General features: G+C 34.2%; 23 protein-coding genes and 1 pseudogene. 5 read left to right on the top strand and 19 right to left on the bottom strand.

All coding sequences use genetic code 11. The features are described 5' to 3' along the window. Positions 1-111 precede the first annotated feature (111 nt). On the top strand, positions 112-1,113 hold the full coding sequence (locus H4O20_RS08835; protein ID WP_185099015.1) for a lipoate--protein ligase: 1,002 nt from the start codon (positions 112-114) through the stop codon (positions 1,111-1,113). Between the two features lie 360 nt (positions 1,114-1,473). Here H4O20_RS08835 and azu read toward each other — a convergent pair whose 3' ends face one another. The 18 genes from azu to H4O20_RS08925 all read right to left on the bottom strand — a co-directional run bounded on the left by azu (position 1,474) and on the right by H4O20_RS08925 (position 20,431). Next, positions 1,474-1,992 (bottom strand): azurin, encoded by a 519-nt coding sequence (gene azu / locus H4O20_RS08840; RefSeq protein ID WP_185099016.1) that lies wholly within the window; start codon positions 1,990-1,992, stop codon positions 1,474-1,476. A 455-nt stretch (positions 1,993-2,447) separates the two neighbouring features. Beyond that, positions 2,448-4,832, bottom strand: a complete 2,385-nt coding sequence (locus H4O20_RS08845) for a polysaccharide biosynthesis tyrosine autokinase (protein ID WP_185099017.1) — start codon at positions 4,830-4,832, stop codon at positions 2,448-2,450. 3 nt (positions 4,833-4,835) lie between these two features. After that, positions 4,836-5,594, bottom strand: coding sequence for a polysaccharide biosynthesis/export family protein (locus tag H4O20_RS08850; RefSeq protein ID WP_185099018.1), 759 nt, complete (start codon positions 5,592-5,594; stop codon positions 4,836-4,838). A 65-nt stretch (positions 5,595-5,659) separates the two neighbouring features. Continuing rightward, positions 5,660-7,627 carry a nucleoside-diphosphate sugar epimerase/dehydratase gene (locus tag H4O20_RS08855; RefSeq protein ID WP_185099019.1) on the bottom strand — a complete coding sequence of 656 codons (1,968 nt, stop codon included), beginning with the start codon at positions 7,625-7,627 and terminating at the stop codon, positions 5,660-5,662. Next, entirely contained in the window at positions 7,627-8,769 is a 1,143-nt protein-coding gene (locus tag H4O20_RS08860; RefSeq protein ID WP_185099020.1) for a DegT/DnrJ/EryC1/StrS aminotransferase family protein, read from the bottom strand. The genes H4O20_RS08855 and H4O20_RS08860 overlap by 1 nt, the downstream gene beginning before the upstream one ends. Positions 8,770-9,084: 315 nt before the next feature. Next, positions 9,085-9,915 (bottom strand): IS3 family transposase, encoded by an 831-nt coding sequence (locus H4O20_RS08865; protein ID WP_306785644.1) that lies wholly within the window; start codon positions 9,913-9,915, stop codon positions 9,085-9,087. An 8-nt stretch (positions 9,916-9,923) separates the two neighbouring features. Further along, positions 9,924-10,322, bottom strand: coding sequence for a transposase (locus tag H4O20_RS08870; RefSeq protein WP_139856833.1), 399 nt, complete (start codon positions 10,320-10,322; stop codon positions 9,924-9,926). 171 nt (positions 10,323-10,493) lie between these two features. Beyond that, on the bottom strand, positions 10,494-11,063 hold the full coding sequence (locus H4O20_RS08875; RefSeq protein WP_185099022.1) for a sugar transferase: 570 nt from the start codon (positions 11,061-11,063) through the stop codon (positions 10,494-10,496). Further along, on the bottom strand, positions 11,053-11,664 hold the full coding sequence (locus H4O20_RS08880) for an acetyltransferase (protein ID WP_185099023.1): 612 nt from the start codon (positions 11,662-11,664) through the stop codon (positions 11,053-11,055). Before H4O20_RS08880 ends, H4O20_RS08875 begins: the two co-directional genes overlap by 11 nt. Position 11,665: 1 nt before the next feature. Continuing rightward, positions 11,666-12,268: a sugar transferase gene (locus tag H4O20_RS08885; protein ID WP_185099024.1), complete on the bottom strand. Its 603-nt coding sequence runs from the start codon at positions 12,266-12,268 to the stop codon at positions 11,666-11,668. Positions 12,269-12,350: 82 nt separating this feature from the next. Then, on the bottom strand, positions 12,351-13,442 hold the full coding sequence (locus H4O20_RS08890) for an EpsG family protein (protein ID WP_185099025.1): 1,092 nt from the start codon (positions 13,440-13,442) through the stop codon (positions 12,351-12,353). 309 nt (positions 13,443-13,751) lie between these two features. Further along, complete coding sequence (locus tag H4O20_RS08895; RefSeq protein ID WP_185099026.1) at positions 13,752-14,420, bottom strand: hypothetical protein; 669 nt, start codon at positions 14,418-14,420, stop codon at positions 13,752-13,754. Between the two features lie 138 nt (positions 14,421-14,558). Further along, positions 14,559-15,815 (bottom strand): sulfate adenylyltransferase subunit 1, encoded by a 1,257-nt coding sequence (locus H4O20_RS08900; RefSeq protein ID WP_185099027.1) that lies wholly within the window; start codon positions 15,813-15,815, stop codon positions 14,559-14,561. Between the two features lie 309 nt (positions 15,816-16,124). Beyond that, positions 16,125-17,030, bottom strand: coding sequence for a sulfate adenylyltransferase subunit CysD (cysD, locus tag H4O20_RS08905; RefSeq protein WP_185099028.1), 906 nt, complete (start codon positions 17,028-17,030; stop codon positions 16,125-16,127). 118 nt (positions 17,031-17,148) lie between these two features. Then, positions 17,149-17,739 carry an adenylyl-sulfate kinase gene (gene cysC / locus H4O20_RS08910; RefSeq protein WP_185099029.1) on the bottom strand — a complete coding sequence of 197 codons (591 nt, stop codon included), beginning with the start codon at positions 17,737-17,739 and terminating at the stop codon, positions 17,149-17,151. A gap of 203 nt (positions 17,740-17,942) precedes the next feature. Then, positions 17,943-18,371: a DUF2061 domain-containing protein gene (locus tag H4O20_RS08915; RefSeq protein WP_185099030.1), complete on the bottom strand. Its 429-nt coding sequence runs from the start codon at positions 18,369-18,371 to the stop codon at positions 17,943-17,945. Then, complete coding sequence (gene cysQ / locus H4O20_RS08920) at positions 18,371-19,159, bottom strand: 3'(2'),5'-bisphosphate nucleotidase CysQ (RefSeq protein WP_185099031.1); 789 nt, start codon at positions 19,157-19,159, stop codon at positions 18,371-18,373. The genes H4O20_RS08915 and cysQ overlap by 1 nt, the downstream gene beginning before the upstream one ends. Before the next feature lie 72 nt (positions 19,160-19,231). Further along, complete coding sequence (locus H4O20_RS08925; RefSeq protein ID WP_185099032.1) at positions 19,232-20,431, bottom strand: FAD-binding oxidoreductase; 1,200 nt, start codon at positions 20,429-20,431, stop codon at positions 19,232-19,234. A 181-nt stretch (positions 20,432-20,612) separates the two neighbouring features. Here H4O20_RS08925 and H4O20_RS08930 point away from each other — a divergent pair, with 181 nt between their 5' ends. Continuing rightward, entirely contained in the window at positions 20,613-21,092 is a 480-nt protein-coding gene (locus H4O20_RS08930) for a PA2169 family four-helix-bundle protein (RefSeq protein WP_139855635.1), read from the top strand. A 77-nt stretch (positions 21,093-21,169) separates the two neighbouring features. Here H4O20_RS08930 and H4O20_RS08935 read toward each other — a convergent pair whose 3' ends face one another. Beyond that, positions 21,170-22,555 carry a rhodanese-like domain-containing protein gene (locus tag H4O20_RS08935; RefSeq protein ID WP_185099033.1) on the bottom strand — a complete coding sequence of 462 codons (1,386 nt, stop codon included), beginning with the start codon at positions 22,553-22,555 and terminating at the stop codon, positions 21,170-21,172. Positions 22,556-22,693: 138 nt separating this feature from the next. Between H4O20_RS08935 and H4O20_RS08940 the strand changes: the two genes are divergently transcribed. From H4O20_RS08940 to H4O20_RS08950, 3 genes and pseudogenes are all read left to right on the top strand, one after another. Next, positions 22,694-23,029 (top strand): hypothetical protein, encoded by a 336-nt coding sequence (locus H4O20_RS08940; protein ID WP_165149660.1) that lies wholly within the window; start codon positions 22,694-22,696, stop codon positions 23,027-23,029. 18 nt (positions 23,030-23,047) lie between these two features. Then, positions 23,048-24,073: a M28 family metallopeptidase gene (locus H4O20_RS08945; protein ID WP_185099034.1), complete on the top strand. Its 1,026-nt coding sequence runs from the start codon at positions 23,048-23,050 to the stop codon at positions 24,071-24,073. A 217-nt stretch (positions 24,074-24,290) separates the two neighbouring features. Continuing rightward, positions 24,291-24,494 (top strand): annotated as a pseudogene (locus H4O20_RS08950) (hypothetical protein); the annotation flags it as partial.

Consider the following 24,494-nt stretch of genomic DNA (forward strand, 5'->3'; position numbering starts at 1 on the left):
CCACGACTTACACTCATTGCTTCTAAATTAAATAATGACTTTATAAACCGCTCAATAAAATAAACGACTGATAAATCCTATCTTTGAGGTTTAAATCACAAATAAAGAACTATGATTTTTATAGAAAATGAGGATGTCACCAATCCACGGCTAAACCTAGCTTTAGAAGAGTATATTTTGCGAAATTTTAGTGCAGAAAATGATTATTTATTGTTTTATATAAACGAGCCTTCCATAATTATAGGACGTAATCAGAACACTTTAGAAGAAATCAATCACGAATATGTCGAGGATAATAATATACATGTAGTGAGAAGAGTTTCTGGCGGGGGAGCGGTTTACCACGACTTTGGAAATCTTAATTTTAGTTTTATTACCGATCACGACGTAAAGAGCTTAAACAACTTTAAAAAGTTTACTGCACCTGTAATTAGAGTGTTAAACAGTTTAGGGCTTGATGCTGAATTAAAAGGCCGAAATGATATATTAATAGACGAAAAGAAGATTTCAGGTACAGCCCAGTTTTCTACAGGAAAGAGAATGTTTAGCCACGGTACGCTACTCTTTAATACTGACTTAGGTGAAGTTGTAAATGCACTAAATGTAAAAATGAGTAAAATCCAATCTAAAGGCCACAAATCTGTGAGAAGTCGCGTTGCGAATATTTCAGAGTTCTTAAATGAACCACTCACTATAGAAGCATTTAGAACCTTGCTTCTTAAAGGCCTTTACGAAGAAAGTGAACCTTTTGAAACCTACCGCCTCACGGCAGACGAATGGAAAGCTGTACACCAATTGAAAGAAGAAAAATATGACACTTGGGATTGGAATTATGGTAAATCTCCAAAATTCAACATTCAACGTAGCAAACGTTTCCCTATCGGTGAAATAGATTTGCGAATTTTTGTCGACAAAGGGCTAATCAAGGAATTTAAAGTTTATGGCGATTTCTTTGGAAAAGAACCCGTAGAAACCCTAGAAAATCTCTTACTGGAAACCCGATACGATAAAGAGGACATCACAAAAATCATAAAAGATGTGAACCTAAAAGAATATTTTGGTGATATTGATGAGGAAGAATTTATAAACTTGATTTATGGGGATGATGAGTAGTTTTTTAGTTAGGAGTTATGAGTTATGAGTTAGGAGTTAGGAGTTATGAGTTATGAGTTAGGAGTTAGGAGTTAGGAGTTATGAGTTAGGTTTTAAAAGTTATAAATTGAGAGTTTAGAGTAGTTGAAGGATGATGGGTGGTTATCGTAATTATTTGAGAGAAGTCTAAATTCTAAATTCTTGGCTCTTACGCCATACATCCTATGTCCTACGTCGTACGTCCTATGTCCTACAGTCCTACGTCTCACATCTCAAATCTCAAATCTCACATCTCAAATCTCACATCTAGAATTCAAATCTGTCCAAAAAAAAGCCACATCTAATATGCAGCTTTTTTGTAATAATTATAGGCGCTATAGTTTATTCAACAATAAACTTTCCTTGCATAAGCGCGTAATGCCCAGGGAAGGTACATAGAAAGGTATAGGTACCTGCAGCAGGCGCGTCAAACTCTATGGTAGTTGTTTCTCCTCCACCAATCATTTCGGTATGGACGATAAACTTATCTTTCATATCTGCAGGGATATAGTCTGTTTCTTTAGCTAAAGCAGCAGCTTGTCCCACTGTAGCCATATCTGCGTCTGCAGTGAGTAAGGCCCAGTTATGTCCCATTACATCTTCAGACATTTTACCTACGTGCTTAAGGGTAAGTTTTACTTTTTGCCCAGCTTTAACGCGAATTTCACTCTTGTTAAATTTCATTTGGTCGTTTCCTTCTATAGTAACAACAGCTAAATTAGGATCTGCATTAATATCTTCAGTAACTTCTTTCTCTACTGTTTTCTGAGTTCCAATTTTCATCTCAGTTTTTTCTTCTTTCTTATTATCCCCGCAACTCATAACTAATGCAGCAGCAAAAACTAATAATAACTTTTTCATGGTTTAAAAATTTTATGGTTATATATAACAAAGCTAATTGCTATAATCAGTATTTCAAAATTAACACATCAATTCTTTAAATTATTGTGAAAACTATAACAGATTTTTAGTTTTAAAATAAGGATAGCTTAAATTTAGAGTTATGAATTATGAGTTCAAAGTTATGAGTTCAGAGTTAGGAGTTTAAAATGCAGAATTCAGAATTAAGAATTTGGAATTTACTAGTTATGAATTAAGAATTATGAATTAAGAATGCAGACTAAATAATTCAGAATGCAGAATTCAGACTGAGTATTTCTTTATCACAAGGCAAGTCTTACGTCATACCGTCCTAAGTCCTACGTCCTATCGTCCTAAGTCTTATAACTTGTCTCTAAAAACATCTATCAATAAAAAATCCGAAACAAGCCTAGGCCTATTTCGGAAATTTTTATAGTTGACATTATAGTGTTGGATTACTTCCCAAACATCTTTTGCCAGAATGTCTTCTTAGTTTGACCATAAGTATATCCATATTTGTTACCGTAACCAAAATTAGCTTCAGAAACGTTATTTAAAACAAAGGAAATATTATTGAGTTTACCATTATTTTTATTCTCAATTGGAAAATTCATAAGGTTTTTTTCGGTATACCCCGCTCTTAAGGTATAAAGAGTTACGTCTGCATACTTATTAATTAAAATAGTATCCGCAACCAACATTGCAGGAGCAGTATCTACCACTACATAATCAAATCTTGCAGCCAATTCTTTAAATAATTCACCTGCCCTATCTTGCATCCATAACTCAGCAGGGTTTGGAGGTATTACTCCAGACATAAATAAAAATAAGTTTTTATTTTTTCCTGCAGGTTGCAAATAGTCTTCAACTGTTGTATCCGGATAAACCAAATATTCCACAACACCTGACTTATTGTAATCCCCATCTATATAACGTTGAATTTGAGGATTTCGAATATCTGCCCCTACTAACACCACTTTGGCCCCACCATATGCTAAGGTAACCGCAAGATTAGAAGAAACAAAGGTTTTACCTTCACCTTTAATAGTAGAGGTGACAAAAATGACATTTCCTTTCTCTTCTTTATTAGTTTTATTCAACATTAAGTACTTTAAATTAGTACTCATTATTCTAAAAGACTCAGCGAGTATTGAAGTATCGTTAACTTTAACTAAATCTTCTTCCTTATTACCTAATTCAGGTATTTCTCCAACTATTGGAATATTCCTAGATTTACTTTCGATAAAAAAGCGATTTCTAATTTTATTATCAAATAATCTTCCTAAATAAATTATAAGAAAAGGAATAGAAATCCCTAAAAACAATGCTCCCATGTGCAAAATCTTTTTATTTGGCGCTACGGGAGTTATATCACTATAAGGCGCATCTACTACTTTAACTTTTGGAGCTGTTACTGCCAAAGAAATAGCATTTTCTTCTCTTTTTTGTAATAGGTACAAATAGAGTGTTTCTTTAATTTCTTGCTGTCTACTTATACCTCTAAAAACCTTTTCCTTTTCCGGAATTTGATAAATTTCAGAACCAATTTTACGCATTTCTTTATTAATCTCTCCCAAACTAATTCGAAGATTGTTTTTAGCATTTTTCATGCTTTTTAAAACATTTCCGCGAAGTTCTTCTATTTGTTGGTCGAGGCCTACAACCATTGGGTTTTTGGTGGTGCTGCTCTGTAATAACCGATTTCGCTCTAAAATTAATTGGTTGTATTTATCCACTTCTCCTGCAAAACTTTCCTCACCAACACCCAAATTTGCGGGTAGCAAATCCTTTTCTGAACTATTTTTAAAATAATCCATCATAGTGTTAATTAATGCAATTTGAGTTTCTAGTTGTATCTGTTGTCTATTAATTTCACTTGCACTCTCAAGGAAAATTTGGCTTTCTGCCTCAATACTAGTAAGTCTATTTTCTTCTTTAAAATCTACCTTGCCTGTTTCAACGCTATCTAATTCATTAGTAATAATTTCAAGTCTCCCTTGTATAAAATCTGCAGTATTTTGAGCCACGAGATTTTTATCTTCCATGGAATCTTGATTGTATTGCTTCACCAATTCATCTAATATTGCCCTTGATTTTTCAGGTATAGTTGAAGTCAAAGACAATTTTAGAACACTACTCATTTCCAGTATCGATGAAACATTTATAGCTGCACTAATTCCGTTAGCCACCTCATCCCGTTTTTGAAATCTCACAAGAATTTCAGGATAATTGTTAAAAGAATCGGTATTTTCTAATACATTTAGGTTTGGAGTCACGAATAAAGACACTCGTTTCAATTCAATTGAATCTCCAAATGTATAGTCTCCAATTTTTTCTCTTTCATTATTAAAAACAGTAAATTGTGTTGTAGAAATAGGTTTGAAATAAAAAGTACCTGTAAAATCTTTATCGGTACCATTAGACTTTATAACTTTAACATCGAAAGGTTTATTATCGAATATCTCGGTATCCAAAATATTACCTTCTACAAAGTAAGAAACGGTAAGGTTAAGTTTATCTACAACTTTCTCACTTAAACTTTTAGATTTTAAAACAACCTTCAAATTTTCAAAGTCAACAATATTGAGTTTGTCCACTAATCCCAAATCGTTAAAAGCAGCTAACTCAGAGGAGGCTTTGCTATTCTCATTTTTAAGTAAAATGGTAGTAGTTGTGGAATAAGTTAATGGTGTATATCGCAGATATATAGTAACAATAATAAATGCTACTAATACAGAAACAACGAACCAAGGCCATTTTCTAAGATAAATGGCAACATGATCTCGAATAGAACTATCTTGATCTGATTCTTTATTTGTATCTTGAGGTAATTCTTGCATATTTTATTTTATAAAAACCACAATTATGGTAATTAATAACGAAGCTACACTTGCTAAGGTTCTAAAGTAATTGTTATCATTATAAGACTGAGCAGCTGCGCTATTGGGCTCGACATAGATTAGATCGTTTTGTTGAAGGTAATAAAAGTCGCTTTCCATTATTTTAACATCTCTTAAATCTAAATAGGCATATTCTTTTTTACCGTTCGTCTCTCTTAAAACTAAAACGTTCTCTCTTTTTCCTTGAATATGCAAATCCCCAGCAAGACTTATCGCTTCAGGTAATGTTAATCGCTCCCCTTGAACAGCAAAAGTACCAGGTTTATTAACTGCACCTAAAACACTAACTTTAAAATTAAGAATATTTATTGTAACTATGGGATCTAAAATATATTCAGATATTCTTTTGGTAAGATATTCACTTAATTCTGCCCTTGTAAGCCCCGCAGCCTTCACTTTTCCTAATACTGGAAAATTAATGGTACCATCTGCCCCCGTTAAATAACCTTGATTTTGAGCCAGTACTCCCCCACTCGACTCTAATACCAAATTAAAGGGTTTTACCGCAGAAGGGTCATAGGCAGTAACCGTAATACTTAAAATATCATTGGGTTTAATTTTAAAATTATTTTGCACACTATCAAGTTGATCTAACGCATCGGGTAGGTTTTGAAAATACGCTATTTCTTTTCTAGAAGCACAGGAAGCAATAAGAAACAGTAACAATATAGGAACTAATACCTTAATCGAGATTCTTTTCATTTATAATAATTTATTGCAAATATAATTTTTTATTGATAGCGTTAAAATTGTAATCCAAATAGAATTTATTCACTTTGTTTATCCAAAGTTGAATATTCCGAATTTTGGCTTACAAATTCTGGCACTAATATTTTAAGCTTTTTGATAATATCCTTCTTTTTCCCCACACTATCCGCCATAAGTTCTAACTCATCAATAGCATCGCAAATAACCGTATATTCATGAGGCACTGTACTGCAAACCATAATTTTAGGATGATATGTTGGCAGCGTATTTTCCCCGTCTATCAAAAGCTCCTCGTACAATTTTTCCCCTTGCCTTAATCCTACTATTTCTATAGGGATATCTTTATAGGGTTTAAACCCACTAAGTTTAATCATTCTCTCAGCTAAGTCTAATATTTTAACGGGTTTGCCCATATCAAATACAAAAATCTCTCCCCCCTTTCCCATAGTTCCTGCCTGTAATACTAGTTGACAAGCTTCTTCAATGGTCATAAAATAACGAATAATATCTTTATGCGTAACCGTTACAGGACCACCATTTTTAATTTGTTCTCTAAAAAATGGGATTACCGAGCCATTACTGCCCAATACATTTCCAAATCGAGTGGTGATAAATTTAGTTGTTATCCCCGGGGTACGTTGTAGCGATTGTACAAACATTTCAGCCGCACGTTTTGATGCCCCCATTACGTTACTCGGGTTGACTGCCTTATCGGTAGAAACCATTACAAATCGCTCACATCCGTACTTAACAGATAGCTCCGCCAAGGTACGTGTTCCTACTATATTTGTTTTAATCGCCTCCCTAGGATGACGCTCCATCATAGGTACGTGTTTATATGCTGCTGCGTGATAAACTACATCGAACTTAAACTTTTTAAAAATCCCCTCCATTCTCCCTTTCTTGGTTACATCGGCAAGAAAGATGCTGTAATTAAGATGCGGGAAGTTGTTTTTTAAATATATCTCTACCCCGTGTAACGGACTTTCACCATTGTCTAAAACCACTAATAATCTAGGATTTATTTTAGCTATTTGTCTAACCAATTCGCTTCCAATACTCCCTGCTCCTCCGGTAATTAAGATCGTTTTATCTTTTAGGTCTTTAGATATCAATTCTATATCGGTATCGATGACACTTCGCTCCAACAAATCCTCAATTCTAAGAGGATCTATCTTTAAAGGTTTTTTCGAAATATCACTCCACTGCTCTGGTAATGATAAATTATAAACCTCAAGTCCTACAGTAAAACACGCTTCTGCTATAGAGTTCCGTTCGTCAACAGAAAGTAAATCTCCAACAAATAATACGCCATCGGCATTTTGCTTAGACTTGGTATTTTCTAAGTTTGTTTCAAGATCATCATCTGTATAGCAAACTGGAAGGTTTAATATTTTGAAACGCTTACGCTTTTCTTTAGTCGTTAAAAATGCAACTGGCTTATATATAGAAGCAGAATCGGATAAAATAGCATGTGATAGCGAAATTGTTTTATCGTCGATTCCCAATATAATAACGCGTTTTTTTAAACGGCCCGAAGTAGCTGCCGCGCGAAGAAAACGGTACATTTCTTTTATAGTAATTCTAAAAGCTAATAATAGCGTTAACGATAAAAATGCATAAAGTAATATGGTAGTAGTAAGGAATAGTTTGGTGCCATTAAAATAATAAAACACCATATTTCCAACCATTGTAATTACTAGAAATGCGAAGGTGGATTTTGCAAAACGATACACATCGGCAAAGGTGCTATGCCTTATAATCCCAGAATAAGTTCGGAATATAATAAAGCACAAAAAGTGTAGACCTATTAGTACTAAGGCTTTCTGTGGAATGGATAAAAACTGATTGAAAAAAACCGGAGTTTCACTTAAGATAAGCCAAGTTAACAAAAAAGAGACGCCACAAATAGAAAGATCTATTAATGCCACTATCCAACGCGGTAAATAGCGTTGGCCTAAAATAAAGTCTCTAAACTTATTATAAAGTCTAAAAGCAAGAAAAGTAAATTTCCCTGGCATTTTCATTATACGCTATTTTTTAAATAGTTAATAACAGTTTCTGAAATTCTAGTTCTATCTGCGTCAGTTAAATTACTTCCCGAAGGCAAGCACAAACCAATTTTAAATAGTCGTTCTCCTACTCCATTTACATAGGAAGGAGCATCTTTAAAGATAGGTTGTAAGTGCATTGGCTTCCACAAAGGTCTAGCCTCGATGTTTTCTGCTAACAAAAATTTGCGTAGGGCTTCAGGATTTAATTTTGTTGTTGTATTGGTAAATGTAATGCAACTCAACCAATGATTGCTATAAATAGCATCATTTGCTTCTTTAAAAACCTCAATTTCATTGAAATCTTTAAAAAGATTTTGATAAAACAAATTCATATCTCGTCGTAAAGACACGTGTTTATCGAGTACTTCCATTTGCCCGCAGCCAATACCTGCACTAACATTGCTAAGTCTGTAATTATATCCTATTTCAGAATGTTGATAATGTGGTGCGTCATCTCTGGCTTGAGTTGCTAAAAATATGGCTTTATTTTTATCGGCAAGATTGTTTGAAACTAAAGCCCCTCCACCTGAAGTGGTTATTATTTTATTTCCATTAAAAGACAAGATTGAAATATCACCAAAAGTTCCACATTTTTTGCCGTTATAACTACTCCCCAGAGCTTCAGCACTATCTTCCACAATAGGAATTTCATATTTATCAGCAACTGTTCTTAAAGCTGTTACCTTATACGGCATACCATATAAGTGAACTGCTACAATTGCTTTAGGCTTTTTCCCTTTTGCTATTCGGTCTTTTATAGCGGTTTCCAATAATTCAGGACACATATTCCAGGTTTCCACTTCGCTATCTACAAACACAGGAGTTGCTCCTTGGTATAGTATAGGATTGGCAGAAGCCGAAAACGTCATACTTTGACACAGTACTTCATCTCCTTTCCCTACGCCTAAAATTATTAATGCTAAATGAATTGAGGAAGTTCCAGAACTAAGGGTTGCCACATGACTTCCTGACTGTAAATACTGCTCCAATAACGATTCAAATTGGGAAACGTTTGGCCCTAAAGGTGCTATCCAGTTTGTATGAAATGCTTCTTTTACAAAGTCTAATTCACTACCGCCCATGTGGGGTGAGGAGAGGTAAATCTTATCTTTCATTAATTTTTGAATAATTGAAAACTACTTCTTGTGAAGTTACATTAATTTTTGTTAAACACCTCACGTATAAGTAGTTTCAGTTAGATGACTCTTTTGCTTAAATAAACAGGAATCAGGGAGGTTGCAAAGATATAAATTATTTACCCAAATTCACCAACAACATACTACTACTCAACGAATAGTTTGGAAACAATTAACTAATATTAGCAGTTTAAGATTATAAGTCTTAAATTTTTTACGTCATAGCCCTCAAATCCTAAGACATTTTTCTACGTCTCATGTTGAACATCCCTGATTAGTGTTGACCGTTATTTATTAATTTATATTATCAAAAATAGTCATCAATTTTCTTTCTTGAGGCCTCAAGAAAGAAAATTGATTTATGAACTTCTCAGGGCTCATTCTGTCGTTATTGTTATGTAATCTTTTACTGTTATAATTCTTGACCGCTTTTGCTGTCATTCTTTTTAACTGGTTAAATGTCTGTGGTTTCCAGTGGTCAAGATATTCTTCCTTTATCGTCCTATTGATACGTTCCGCATAAGCATTGTCATGGGCTGAGATTGCCATACTTATTTGGCTTCCACTTTCCCTTAAAAGATTAATATAGCCCTTGTAGGTATACTGACTCCCCCGATCACTGTGGTGCACCAGAGGAGCATCGTTTTCTTTCAATGCCATATTCAATGCATCCACATTTGCTTGTGCCCTCATGTTATCAGAGACTTTATATCCTACGATCTTCTTTGTATAGACATCTATTATAAAAACTGCATAATAATGTTTGTCACCTATAGGTATGTAAGTAATATCAGACTGCCATACCATTGATGGTCGGTCAACCTCCATCCCTTTTATCAGGTTGGGATAATAAATCTTTGAAGCAATGGTCGTTCTTATATAGTTCTTTCTGCGCTTCAATCGGTATCCCAGTTCCATCATTAATTCAATAAACCTATCCCTTCCTATAAAGTCTGGTTTAAGTGTATAGTACATTTTCTCAACCCCACAACCAGGGTGATCCGCTCTGAGCTCATCAGCTTCGAGCATCATTTGCTTGACTTTCTTATCAAAGGTCTTTTGCCTTGTGTTATAATGGCTTACAGCTTGCTTGCTGATACCAACGGTGGCATATAGCATGTTCATTGAAAAACTCACTTTTTCTTTGTTTTTCCTGAACCAGTTGATTGTGGGGTGCCGAAGTTTTTTTTGATGTCGATATCAAGTTCATCCTTGGCAATCTCCATCATCTTCTCCAAATAATCAATCATTATTTGCTTGCGGCCCACGGTGCTCTCAAGCTCCTTTATACGAGCTTCGAGCTCTTTCATCTTTTGGCTGCTGCTGTCTTTCATTTCTATAATTCTAAATCCTTTTTCGTTAAAGGTAGAGAATTTATAAATCCATTTATAAATTGTTGGATTTCTGATTCCGTGAAGCTTCTCCAATTGGAGCACACTAAACTTCCCACTTTCAAAATCTGCAACAATCCTTTTTTTAAATTCAATTGAGTATTTACGCTGCTTGCGAATACTCCGTACATTTGCTTTCATAGGTTTTCACTGGTTAAGAGGTCAACCTATATCAGGGACGTACATGTCTCATATCTCATATCTCATATCTCAAGTCTCATATCTCAAGTCTCAAGTCTCATATCTTACCTCTAATCTCCTACGAACTAAAACACAGGACTAATTCTAAAATAAGAATCTTTTGCTTATAAATTAGGAAGAAATTAAATTGGAAATTATTTTTTTAATTGACGCTAATAAAATTTTAAGATCTTCCTTTAGTGAACGCTTATAAAAATACTCCAAGTTCATCGACACTTTATCTGGAAAAATTATATTGTTATTATAATATTGGGGATTGTCTTGAGATTTTAATAGATTTTCTTCATTGTAATACTTTAGTGCTGCCCAGCTAAATAAGCCAGGTTTTAGTGTAATAATTTTTTTAGCCTCACCCTCTAAGGTATCATAATATCCCGGAATATCTGGGCGTGGGCCTACAAAACTCATTTGCCCTAAAAGAATATTTACTAATTGGGGAAGTTCGTCTAATTTATATTTTCGCAAAAAATTCCCAAAAGTAGAAATATCTCCATCTTTTGAAAAGGTTCGTATTTTAAATATTGTAAAGGGTTTACCGAATTGACCTATACGCTTTTGTAAGAATACACCTTGACTTTTTGTATCTATGGAAGCTATAATGATTAAAAATAAAATTATTAAACCAAAAATTAGCAGACCGATCACTGAAAAGACTAAATCAAAAAGTCTTTTAGTAATCATTATGCTCTGTATACTTAATAATTTTCGCTGGCACGCCTACAACAACTGCAAAATCAGGTACATCTCTAGTAATTACTGCTCCTGCACCAATTACCGCCCACTTTCCAATTTTTACCCCTTGTAAAACACTAGCACCTATACCGATATGTACTCCTTCCCCCACTACAACTTCCCCCGCTAAACTAGCATTCGGAGATATATGAACGAAATTTTTTAGAACACAATCGTGTTCAATTACAGCTCCGCTATTAATAATACAATGTTCCCCTATATTTACATTAGCGTTAATCACTGTATTCGCCATTACAACTGTACCTAATTCTAAAGAAGATCTAGAGGAAATACTAGCAGATTTATGGAGCAACCTTCCAAAAGAAACTTTTAATTTTGAACTTAGTATTTTTCGAGTGTTATTATTCCCAATTGAAATCACCCAATTATTATCAGTTTCAGTGTTCACACTTAAAAATTTTTTCACAGGAATCTCGAATATAGTATCAGTTTTAGGGTTATCGTCATAGATACAGAGTATCTTTTGATTTATCGACTCTGCTATATCGATAACAGATTTACAATGCCCACTTGCCCCGTATAGAATCATGCTAATTTCCTTTAAATGATTCGGCAGTAACTTGCCCTTCTTGACTAATTCCTTCTTTTATAAATACTTTCTTAATTGTCATAATAAATATTTTAAGGTCAAGTAAGAACGTTTGATTGTTGACATACCAAACATCATATTCAAACTTTTTTTCCCAAGACACAGTGTTTCTACCATTTACTTGCGCCCAACCAGTTATTCCTGGTTTTACATCATGACGATGGCGTTGCGTTTCATTATATAAAGGTAAGTATTCTGGCAACAACGGCCTTGGTCCGATAAAACTCATATCGCCCTTAAGCACGTTAATAAGCTGCGGGATTTCGTCTAAGGAGGTTTTTCGCACGAAGCTCCCAATTTTTGTTAAGCGAGCGGAATCAGGTAAAAGATTCCCTTTAGAATCTTTTTTATCGTTCATGCTTTTAAACTTAATTATTTTAAAAATTTTCTCATTCTTCCCAGGTCTACGCTGGAAAAAGAAAGGCTTACCATTATTTGCAATTCCCAAACCAACTGTAACAACTAAAAATATTGGGGATAAAATAATCAACCCAATAAAAGCAGCTAAAAAATCGAACAACGGTTTTAATATATTCTTATACATTAATTCTGTAAAATATATAAATGATAAAGCACATAGCTCTAAACTATGAATTATTCACTATTAATAACTCTTTTTAAATTATCTATAAACCTACTAAAATAAAATTCATTAAAAATGTAAAAGAATAATATACTACTAATAGTAACCCTATTTTTTTATGTTGTTTGTCGACAATATATTTTTTTAATAAAGGATAGAGAATTACTAAGCTAATCATAAACCAGGATAAGTACGCAAATCTGTTTGAAAACTGAGCACGAATTACCAAGATCCAAAAAGCATTGGTCAAAATATAAGTGTTAAACAGCCAAAAATAAATCTTGTCTTTATACTTTCTCTTAAAAATATAGAACCAACCCGCAAACACTGCCGTAGCACTATACAACAAAAAATCCCAACGGAAGCCTGTACTCGCAAACTCAACATTATAAATATTTTCTTGTGTTAGGTAACTTGTCCTTTCATCAAACCCAAAACCTGCAAAAAAATCTATAAAAGCTCCTCCAGCAATTAATGACAATGGGATACAAAATGCCCAAAAATATATTAACACTTTCGGGTTATTATAAAAATTAGCTAGTAAAAAAGCAGCAGCTGGTAATACCATTGATTTGTGAAAACTTATAGCAATTAAAATAATTACAATTTGCCATAATTTTTTCTCCCGAGACATTCCTAATAAAAAAATTGAGCCCGCAAATCCATTTCTGATTCCATTAGTCCCAAAAGCCCAAAACGCATAAGATGATACAAAGAACAAAAATCCGTAAAACCAATAATCCTTAAACCATTTTTTACTTATTACCGCAAATGGTAAAATATATAAAATTGCACAAGTAAGAAAATAAAAATTAGCACTCATTATTTGAGAACAAGCCTTTGTAAACAAATGATATAAAATATCTTTAGTAGATATAATTTGCCCTCCACTTTGATAATATTCAAAAATCCTATTATAGGTTGTCATATCCACAAACACTCCACTAATTGGTCGCAAACCCACATATAAAATAATAAATATTAGATAGCACCAACCCATTACCTTCATATATCTAAAATTCTCATTACTGTTAATAGCATTACTTTGAGAATGAATAAAGGTTATTAATACCAAAAAGAGCAAAACAATATAGTGTATAGGTGTATAAACCTCTATTGGAATCCAATCAAACATATATTTAGTAAAACATTAAAAGGGTTTATTATTTTGGCGACAATTTACATTATTAACTACGAATAAACTCAGTAAATTAAGCACTGTAAAAAGATTTTTACCATCCTTCTCACCAAATTTTCAAAGATAGATAATTGTTTTTATTATTTTTTATATAACATTTTAAGTAGTATTATAAATTTAATTTTGAGATATAAAGCCGTAAATTTGAGGTTGAAAAAAAAATGGTCTTTTTTGAGTTTCAAAAAAGACCATTTTAATTCATATTTTATAAATGGCACAGGCCAATTAAATTATTTTTTGGAAAAATTAATTGTCATAATACCAGTCTGCGTGCTCTTCTCTATTTCCAAAGCTGACACTTAGACCTAAACTTAAATTCACTAAACCACCTGTTTCGTGCTTATAACCAAGGTCGAAAAGCTCACCTCCATAAGAGTAATGCTGCTTGATATTAGCCATATAAGATATATCTGCAAACAAAGCAAAATTATCAGAAATTCTAAATTGAGGCGTAAATCCAACAATAATATTTCCTATGTGATCTGTTCCGGTAACAGTACTCGGGTTAGCAAAAGTAACTCCAGCACCTAAGTGAAATAAAAGACCGATATTTTCTTTAAATTCACCTTCAACTTTTGCAACTTTCCACACATTAGCAACACCTTCAAGGGCTACTCTATTATATTTCACCCCACCACCTTGTACTTCAGGGTTTTCAAAATTTAAGAATGAATAATGTGCTCTTACACCATATGTATCTGTTATCATATAACGCACACCAGCTTGAAATTGCTTAAATGCCCCGTCATAATCTCCTAATTCTACAAATTTATTTGGAGCTAAAGGAACGTGATATCCTGTTTGGGCTTCTATAGACCAGTTATTATATTGTCTATCACCTTTTTGTGCTGTTGCTGTTATGCCAATCAATAAGAATGCGGCAATTGAAAGAAACTTGATATTCACTAACTTCATGTTGATTAGTTTAAAAGTATTATAAATTTATTTTATAAATATTCGAATTATAAGGGGCAAAAATAAGATAATTTTTATTGAATGCTAATCTTATTAACACTAAATTATATCCTATTTTTTTGATAATTATCGCTAAAGCTAAACAATCATCCCAGCTGCTACCGTCTCATGTGTTGAATCTTCTATTAAGATAAAACTTCCTGTAATTCGGTTGTCGCGGTATTCGTCTACCATCAAAGGGCGTGTAGTGCGAATGGTAATTCGGGCAATATCATTCATATTTAAGGTATTATCCTCCTCTTGACGGGCATAAGTGTTGACATCTATTTTATAAATCACATCTTTTATCATTGCCTTTTGTTCGTTTGAGGTATGAACTATAGTGTATTTCGCCCTAGGTTTGGCTGCAGAAGTATTAAACCAACACAGCATGGCGTCAAATTCCTGCAAGGCTTTAGGTTGGTTGTTTTGCTTTACAATCATATCACCACGACTAATATCGATATCATCCTCTAAAGTAATAGAAACACTCATAGGTGCAAACACTTCCTCCATCGTGCCTTCCATAGTATCGATGCTCTTAATTTTAGAACTAAATCCAGATGGCATAACAACCACCTCATCTCCTATTCTAAAAATCCCGCTAGCAACTCTACCTGCATATCCTCTATAATCTATAAAACCTTCTCGTTGCGGACGTAAAACCGTTTGCACCGGAAAACGAGCGTCAATTTTATTGATATCACTCCCAATATGCATAGTTTCTAAGGCATGTAATAAAGGTGGGCCTTGATACCAATCCATATTTGTTGAACGATTTACTACATTATCACCATTTAATGCACTTATAGGAAGAAATTGAATGTCCTTAACAATAAGTTTCGAAGAAAAGCCTTCAAACTGACTAACGATATTCTCATAGACCTTTTCGGAATAGTCCACTAAATCCATTTTATTGATACAAACAATAATATGAGGAATTTGTAGAAGGGAAGCTATAAATGCGTGACGTTTAGTTTGTTCTATTACCCCGTGTCGCGCATCAATTAAAATTAACGCAGCATTTGCTGTAGAAGCTCCCGTAACCATATTTCGGGTGTATTGTATGTGCCCTGGAGTATCGGCAATGATAAATTTACGTTTGGGAGTTGTAAAATATCTGTAAGCAACATCTATAGTAATCCCCTGCTCACGTTCATCGCGTAAACCATCTGTAAACAATGCAAGATCAATTCCTTCGTGTCCTTTTTTACGGCTTGTATTTTCTACCGATTCCAACTGATCTTCAAAAATAGCTTTGCTATCGTACAGTAGCCTTCCTATTAAAGTACTCTTCCCATCATCTACACTCCCCGCAGTCGTGAATCTCAATAACTGATTCTTATCTATTTCCATTATAAATGCTTATCACAGTTTATATTATATTGAATATTATCTAATAGTGTTCTTCTCCCAAAATCCTTCATTAATCATAAGCAAGATTCAAAAACCAAGTTGAAAGAAGCTAAACTTTTGTCTCATGAAATTGAAACTACCACTCAACGTCCTGTATCACGATTTCGTCAGAACTCCTAACTCATAACTCTGAACTCATAACTCATAACTCATAACTCTGAACTCATAACTCATAACTCCTAACTCATAACTCATAAACTTCAAGTAAGTAAATCCATAATTCTGAATTCTTAATTCTAAATTCTTAATTTAAAAATACCCCTCTCTTTTCCTGTCCTCCATTGCTGTATCGCTCCTTTTATCATCGGTACGATTGCCGCGTTCAGTTTGTTTCATAGCTGCTACTTCTAGAACAATCTTATCTAAAGTATCAGCATCCGATTCAATGCCACCTGTAATAGTGATATCACCAAGGGTTCTAAAACGAACTTTCTTAGTGTGAATCTTTTCGTTTTCCTCAAGTTTTAAGTATTCAGAAACTGGAATCCAAGAATCACTTCGCCATACTACTTCACGATTATGGGCTTTATATAAGGAAGGAATTTCAATTTGTTCTCTTTTGATGTAATTCCAAACATCCATCTCGGTCCAATTGCTTATTGGGAAGGCACGGAAATGTTCCCCTTCAAAATGTTTTCCATTAAGAATATTCCAAAGCTCTGGACGTTGATTTTTTGGGTCCCATTGTCCAAAATCGTCTCTATGTGAAAAAAAACGTTCTTTTGCTCGAGCTTTTTCTTCATCGCGTCTGCCGCCACCAATAGCACAATCAATTTTATTGCTTTCAATAGCGTCCAATAAAGTTGTTATTTGCAAGGCATTACGAGTAGCGTGCTTTCCCCTCTCTTCAGCAACACGGCCCGCATCAATAGATTCTTGCACCGAACCTACTAATAACTGTACTCCTAAATTCTTCACTAAATCATCTCTAAACTGAATGGTTTCTGGGAAATTATGTCCTGTATCAATGTGCAGTAAAGGGAAAGGTATCTTACAAGGGTAAAATGCTTTTTTTGCTAAATGGGTTACAAGAATAGAATCTTTTCCTCCAGAAAACAGTATTACAGGATTCTGAAACTGCGCATATACCTCCCGAAGAATATAAATAGCTTCAGATTCTAATTCATCTAAATAATTTAAATAATACTTATTCATTTGCATTTAATTTATCCGAGGCATAAAAAAATATCCTCCTTTACTCTCTTTTCTCTGCTCTCTTTTCTATATTCCCTGCTCTCTGTTCTCTTTTCTCTGCTCTCTGTTTTTCCGTCCTTTACTTTACTCTATCATCAATCTCATTCAAAATTAATAAAACCGCATCTTCCACCGAAATCTGAGAAGTGTCTATTTCAATATCTGCTGCCATAGGGGGCTCATAAGGTGCATCTACACCGGTAAAGTTTTTAATTTCTCCTGCTCGAGCTTTAGCGTATAAACCCTTAACATCTCTGCTTTCACATATTTCAATTGGAGTGTTTACATATACTTCTATAAAGTTTTTATACCCTACAATCCGTTTTACCATTTCTCGATCCTCTCTATAAGGCGAAATAAATGAAGCCAAAACTATCAAACCTGCATCTAGCATTAAATTGGCTACTTCGGCTATACGTCGGATATTTTCCGTTCTATCTTCAGGTGAAAATGTCAAGTTGTTGTTTAACCCACCTCTAACGTTATCACCATCTAAAAGATAGGTGTGCATATTGCGTTGAAAAAGAGCGCGCTCTAAGGCATCGGCAAGAGTAGATTTTCCAGACCCCGATAGCCCTGTAAACCAAAGCAACATTGGCTTCTGCTCTTTTAAATCACTCCTTTCATTTTGAGAAACACTAAAATTATGTGGAATAATATTTTCTTTCATTATTAAAACAGATATTTCGTTTATTCTTTTTTCAACTTAACCAATAGCTGTATTTTTTTACAACTAAAATCTCCTCTACCCTTTTTCCTATCTAATGCCATTAATCTTTATATAAACAAGATTCATAATTCACAATTCTACATTCTGAATTTTTAATTATCTCACGTCTAAAGTCTCACGTCTCAAGACTCCCATCTCAAACCTCACATCTCCACCCTATCAATCAAACCATAATCAATTCTATACCAAATTCGTTCGTGAATATAGTATAAAATCATTTTGGTTAAAAGTTCAGCTAGACCTATTTTAACTCCAGTTAAAGGGTTACCGGTTAAAAGCCAAGCTAAAACCATAGTATCTGCTGTTCCCACCATTCGCCAAGTAATAGTTTTTGCTAAATGCCGCATTTTGTTTTCGCGAACCAATCCACTTTTTGAAAGATTGATATTAAACCAAACTCGTTCGTGTAAGTAATACAGTACCATTTTCGTTATTACCTCGGCGAAACCTATTTTTAAACCCGTCATAGGGTTTCCTGTAATTAACCATGATAGAAACACGGTATCTACAGACCCAACTATTCTCCAGGTTAAGGCTTTTGCAATATGTCGTTTTCTAGAAGGATCCTTCATCAAACTTCTGCAACAAAATAGTTGTTCAATAAATTAGGCTTGTTATAAATCATTTCGTTGCCAGTTGTTTGGTCAATAACACTTATACCAACTGCTTTGCAAATTGCATGTCCTGCGGCTGTATCCCATTCCATAGTAGGGGCATATCGCGGATATAGATGCGCCAAACCTTCAGCTAACAAACAAAATTTTAATGAACTTCCCTTAGAAACTATTTCAACCTTATGTTTCTTTTTTACTTCAGAAATAAAGTCTTCTGTTTCCTTATTTAAATGCGATCGACTTCCAACTATTTTTACTTCTGAAGTTATAGTCGAAGGTTTTATCGCTTCTGCTTTTGCGAAAATTTCTTCAACCGAATCATCTTCAGAAGAAATAATTACTTTTCTTGACTCATTTCCTGTTTCCAAAGTAAAATAAAGCTCTTTTGAAACTGGAACGTAAATCACACCTAATATCGGAGCGCCATTTTCAACTAATGCAATATTTACAGTGAATTCACCATTTCGTTTTATAAATTCTTTTGTACCATCTAGCGGATCTACAATCCAACAACGTTTCCAGTCTTTTCGTTCTTCATAATCTAACTGACGGTTTTCTTCGCTAATAATTGGAATATCAGTAGTGAGCAGATACTTCATTATAGCAGTATTTGCATTTTTATCGGCCTGTGTTAAAGGGGATGCGTCATCTTTAGTTTCAACATTAAAATCGGTTTCGTAAATTTTTAAAATTTCAGCACCTGCAACTAAGGCTGCTTTAATTGCTATTGTTAAAAGTGATTTCATACTCGCTTTGGTTAGGGGCTACAAAATACAATTTAATGAATAACAATAAAAAGTTATTAGCATCAACAATTATCACCTATCGAACTTGTAATATTCTAAATAAGGATGCGGGGTTTTGTTGATAGAGTTAATCACAGCGTCCATTCCCATTACACTAAATGTTATTCCATTGCCACCAAATCCTAATACATAATGTTCGTTTTTATTAGAATCTGTTTTTCCAAAATAAGGCAAACCATCTTTTGTTTCTCCAAAAGTTCCTGCCCAAGTGTAATCTGCAATAAATGGAATTTCAGGAAAACACTTTTTAAAACTTTTAGTTAAGGCTTTTTCTTTTTTTGAAAGCAATGCATCCCGTTTCGCTGCATTCTTAAAGTCTCGGTCACCACCACCCATTACTATTCGTCCGTCATCAGTGCTTCTGAAGTATAAATAGGGTTCATCGGTATTCCAATAAATTCTATCTTTAAATGCTTTTGGAACGGCTTTAAATGCTTCAGACGCTAGAGCATAAGTGCTTTTTAATTCAACTATTTCCTCCTTTACAGTTTCTACACTTTCATAACCTGTACAGTGAACTATGTCATCTACTTCAATAGTAAAATCATGATTTACAGTAGCAATCACCTTTTCATCTTTAAATTTCACATTATTCAACGCTGTTTTATCATAAATTTGCAACCCTTTTTTGGTACAATACTTCAACAAATCGTGGGCAAATCGATAAACATCCATCACCGCGCCCGATTCCGACTCGATGGCAGCATAAGCATTTAATCCTAATTCACGTAAATCTTCTTTGGAAAGCCACTTCACCTTAAACCCGTGTTGTTGACGGGCTTCAAACTCTTCTTTAAGAAAAGTAACATCCTTTTTAGTGGAAGTAAAATAGACGCTCTTCTTTTTCGTAAACCCACATTTACTTTTAATTTTTTTTACAATTAGTTCGAGGTCCGAAATAGATTTTTCACAATTTTGATAGCTTGATACCGCAATGGTGACACCCACAAGGTCGATTAATTTATGTAGCGGTTCATCGATTTCATATTGCAACATCGAAGTACTAGCAGCTGTGCTTCCGTTACAAATATCACGTTTGTCCACCATGACCACTTTTTTACCTTCTTCTAAAAGTTTATAGGCAACTAGTGCTCCTGTTATCCCTGCTCCAACTATTAGAATTTCTGAAGAGATAGATTCCCGAAGTGATGGATAACTCTGAGGGAATTCATTTTTTATTAACCAAAAAGGCTCGTTTGTTTTTAAGTCCATAGTTTTTAATTGAAAGATAGAAAATTAACTTGAATCCATATTTAAACGTAAAAACAATATTCTTAAAATATGAATTGCACAAATCTTAACAACATTTGTTAAACACTTCTCAATTAAGAAAACTGTAAGATACTCAAGTAGATACTTCAAGTATCTTTATATCAACCAAAAAAAGAAAACTATGAAAACTACAAATGAAAAAGCAAGAGAAGACAACCACGATAACCTGGTTAACAATTTACAAGAGCTTCTAGAAAAGAATTACGATGCTGAAAAAGGGTTTACAAAAGCAATGACTGATGCAAAAACGCCTCAATTAAAATCATTTTTAAAACAACAAGCCGTTCAAAGGAGTCGTTTTGCAACCGAGCTTACTAATGAAATTATCAATTTAAATGAAGAACCTAAGGAAAAGGGAAGTTTTGCAGGAGATCTTCACCGAACTTGGATAGATGTTAAAAGTGCATTTACAGGGCACGACGATGAAGCAATCTTAGAAGAATGTATAAGAGGTGAAAAAGCGAGTTGGGATGAATACGAAGACAAACTAAAGCACGAAAATTTCCCACCTAAAATTGCTGAAGTAGTTCAAAAACAGGCTACCGAAATTTACGGTACATTAAAGAAAGTGAGAACGCTTGAAGATATTGCCGACCATTAGAATGTTGCATAAATAAATAGAAAACCCCGAATCGTTTTTGACTCGGGGTTTTCTATTTAAATCTTAATAGTATTAAATTAAGCTTCCACTGGAATTCCAGCTTCTTTAATAGCTTTAAATCCTCCGGCAACATCTACTACATTATGAATTCCTCGACTTTTTAAAATAGAGGCTGCAATTACTGAACGATATCCGCCTGCACAGTGCAAGTAAAATGGTTCATTTTCTGGCAAACCATCTAAATAATCGTTTAAGAAACCAAGAGGAGCATGTTTGGCTTGTGGAATATGAGCCGTATTATATTCACCATCATTACGAACATCCACAATAGGTACATTAGATTGCATTTTTTCTTTTAAAGTTTCCGCTGAAACTGACGTTAAGGTGTCGATTTCCTTACCTGCTTTTTCCCAAGCAGCTACGCCACCTTCTAAGTAACCTAAAGTTTTATCGAAACCAACTCTAGATAATCGTGTAACAGCTTCTTCTTCTCTACCCGGAGCAACTACTAACAGTATTTTTTGTTCTACATCGGCAAGCAAAGCGCCCACCCAAGGAGCAAATCCACCATCTAACCCTATAAATATAGAACGTGGAATATGACCTGAAATAAAGTCATTTTGATGACGAACGTCCAATACTATCGCATTTGTTTCATTAGCAACTCTTTCAAAAGTTTCTGGATCTAATGCTTTCGTTCCTTCAGCAAGTACTTCATTAAAGTCTGAATAACCTTCGCGATTCATCTTTACGTTCATCGGGAAATACAAAGGAGGCGGGGCTAAACCGTCGGTAACTTCTTTTATAAACTCTTTACGCGTCATATCTGCACGTAAAGCGTAGTTCATTTGTTTTTGATTTCCTAAAGTGTCAACCGTTTCTTTCATCATATTCTTCCCGCAGGCAGAACCAGCTCCGTGAGCAGGGTAAACAATAACATCATCGGCTAATGGCATAATTTTGTTTCGAAGACTATCAAACAAGATTCCCGCTAAGTCTTCTTGAGTAACTTCATTCGCTTTTTGTGCAAGATCAGGACGTCCTACATCACCTAAAAACAAAGTATCTCCACTAAAAATAGCGTAATCCTTTCCATTTTCGTCTTTCAGCAAATACGTTGTGCTTTCCATAGTGTGTCCTGGAGTATGAATTGCAGTTATGGTTACATCGCCTAATTTAAATACTTCATTGTCTTTTGCTACAATTGCTTCAAAAGAAGGATTAGCTAACGGACCATATACAATTGGCGCTCCTGATTGCTGCGAAAGCGTTAAATGCCCACTAACAAAATCGGCGTGGAAATGGGTTTCAAAAATATATTTGATTTTAGCGTTGTCTTTTTCAGCACGCTCGAGATATGGTTTTGTTTCTCTTAATGGGTCGATAATCGCTACTTCACCCTGACTTTCAATATAGTATGCGCCTTGTGAAAGGCATCCGGTATATATTTGTTCTACTTTCATAATTACAAAATTTCTGCAAATATAAGAAATGCTACTACTATAAGTCGTATCTAAAGTTTTGTCTGGTCTTTTTCACAAAACTTTTACATTAAGACTTACAACTTATTTTATCTTTACCAATTAACCTAAAAATGTAAAATGATGAAAAAACTTGCATTTATCTTATTATCGTTAATAATAGTATCCTGTGCTACTGAAAGTGACAGAGAAGCTGTTATTCGTGAATTGGCAAAAAAAGATGCCATTGAAAAACTAGAATTACCTGAAGGAACAAAATTCAATAATGAAAATATTGAAGTCACAGAAACCGACGTTGAAGACGGGACAATTGGAGTGAATTATTTGGTGAAAATCACAATCAAATCACAAGATCGCGATGGTAACGAAATAGTAAAAGTCCACACTTTTAAATACAACAAAGCTGATGGTGATGGTACTTCACCAAACCATTACGAACTTATTTCCCACGAATAAATTAAATTAATACAACCTATGAAACTATTACTTCTGACAGTTTTTTCTTCGTTAATTCTATCATGTAACGCTACTCAGAAACAAACTAAAACCGATTCAACAGAAAACAATCTAAAATACGCCAACACCATAACCGCTAAAGAACTAAAAGAACACCTTTACATTTATGCTAGCGATGAAATGGAAGGTAGAATGACAGGTTCTAAGGGACAAAAAATGGCTTCGGAATACATTCGCGATTTTTATGTTAAACACGGAATAAAGTCACCAATTGAGAAAGACAATTATTACCAAGTTGTTCCTGCTAGTTATTTTCAAGGAAGAGGTGACGCCAAAGCTTCTGAAAATGTTATTGCATATATAAAAGGTTCAGAAAAACCAGAAGAAGTAATTGTTATCTCGGCTCACTTAGATCACGTAGGGATGGATAAAGAAGGAAATGTTTTTAACGGTGCCGATGATGATGGTAGTGGAACTGTAGCAATAATGATGATTGCAAAGGCTTTCCAACAAGCAGTAAAAGATGGATACAGACCTAAGCGCTCTGTGGTTTTCCTTCATGTTACCGGAGAAGAAATTGGACTTTATGGGTCTCGTTACTATTCCGAAAATCCAATTTTCCCATTGGAAAACACTGTGAGCAATCTGAATATAGATATGATTGGAAGAATAGACCCAGATAAAAAAGACAACCCTGATTATCTTTATTTAATAGGAAGTAATAAACTTAGTCAAGAATTACAAGATGTTTCTGAAGAGGTAAATGAAAAGTATATCAACATGGAACTTGACTATAAATATGACGATCCTAACGACCCTAATCGCTTTTACTACCGAAGCGACCACTACAACTTTGCTAAGAATAATGTTCCAGTAATATTTTACTTTAACGGAGTTCACGAAGATTATCACAAAATATCTGACACTCCTGACAAAATTGAATACGACTTGTTAGAAAGACGCACCAAACTTATCTTCTTAACAGCTTGGGAACTTGCAAATAGAGAAGAAAGAATTAAGCTAAACGACACTAGTAAGTCGTAAATTACAGATAATCAAGTAATTGCAAAGCCCTCCTTGAATTTTTGGAGGGTTTTTATTTACTCTAAAATTTACCACTACAGTAATACTTTGAAAGCCATACCACGCGATACAATCTCAAATCCGCAACTGATTGTTAATAAAAACCGTAAAGCTTTAATGATTAAGGCTTTACGGTTTTATTGTAATCACCTAAATTGGTGATACTTAATTAGCAGTTATGAAGATATTAAAATCCAACGGAATCTCGGCCTTTGGGGGCTTAAATTTTGTAATTGAAGAACTCGATAATAAAGAAATAGATAAGATTCTTAATGAAGCTCTGCCCAAATTGGGAGCCCAAAGTAAATATAACTGGAGAGATCTGCTCTATAGTTATTGGTCCGTCTTCTTCTGTGGTGGAGACTGCGCAGAAGATCTGTCG

It is taken from the genome of Aequorivita sp. 609, assembly GCF_014212065.1.
GTDB lineage: Bacteria > Bacteroidota > Bacteroidia > Flavobacteriales > Flavobacteriaceae > Aequorivita > Aequorivita sinensis.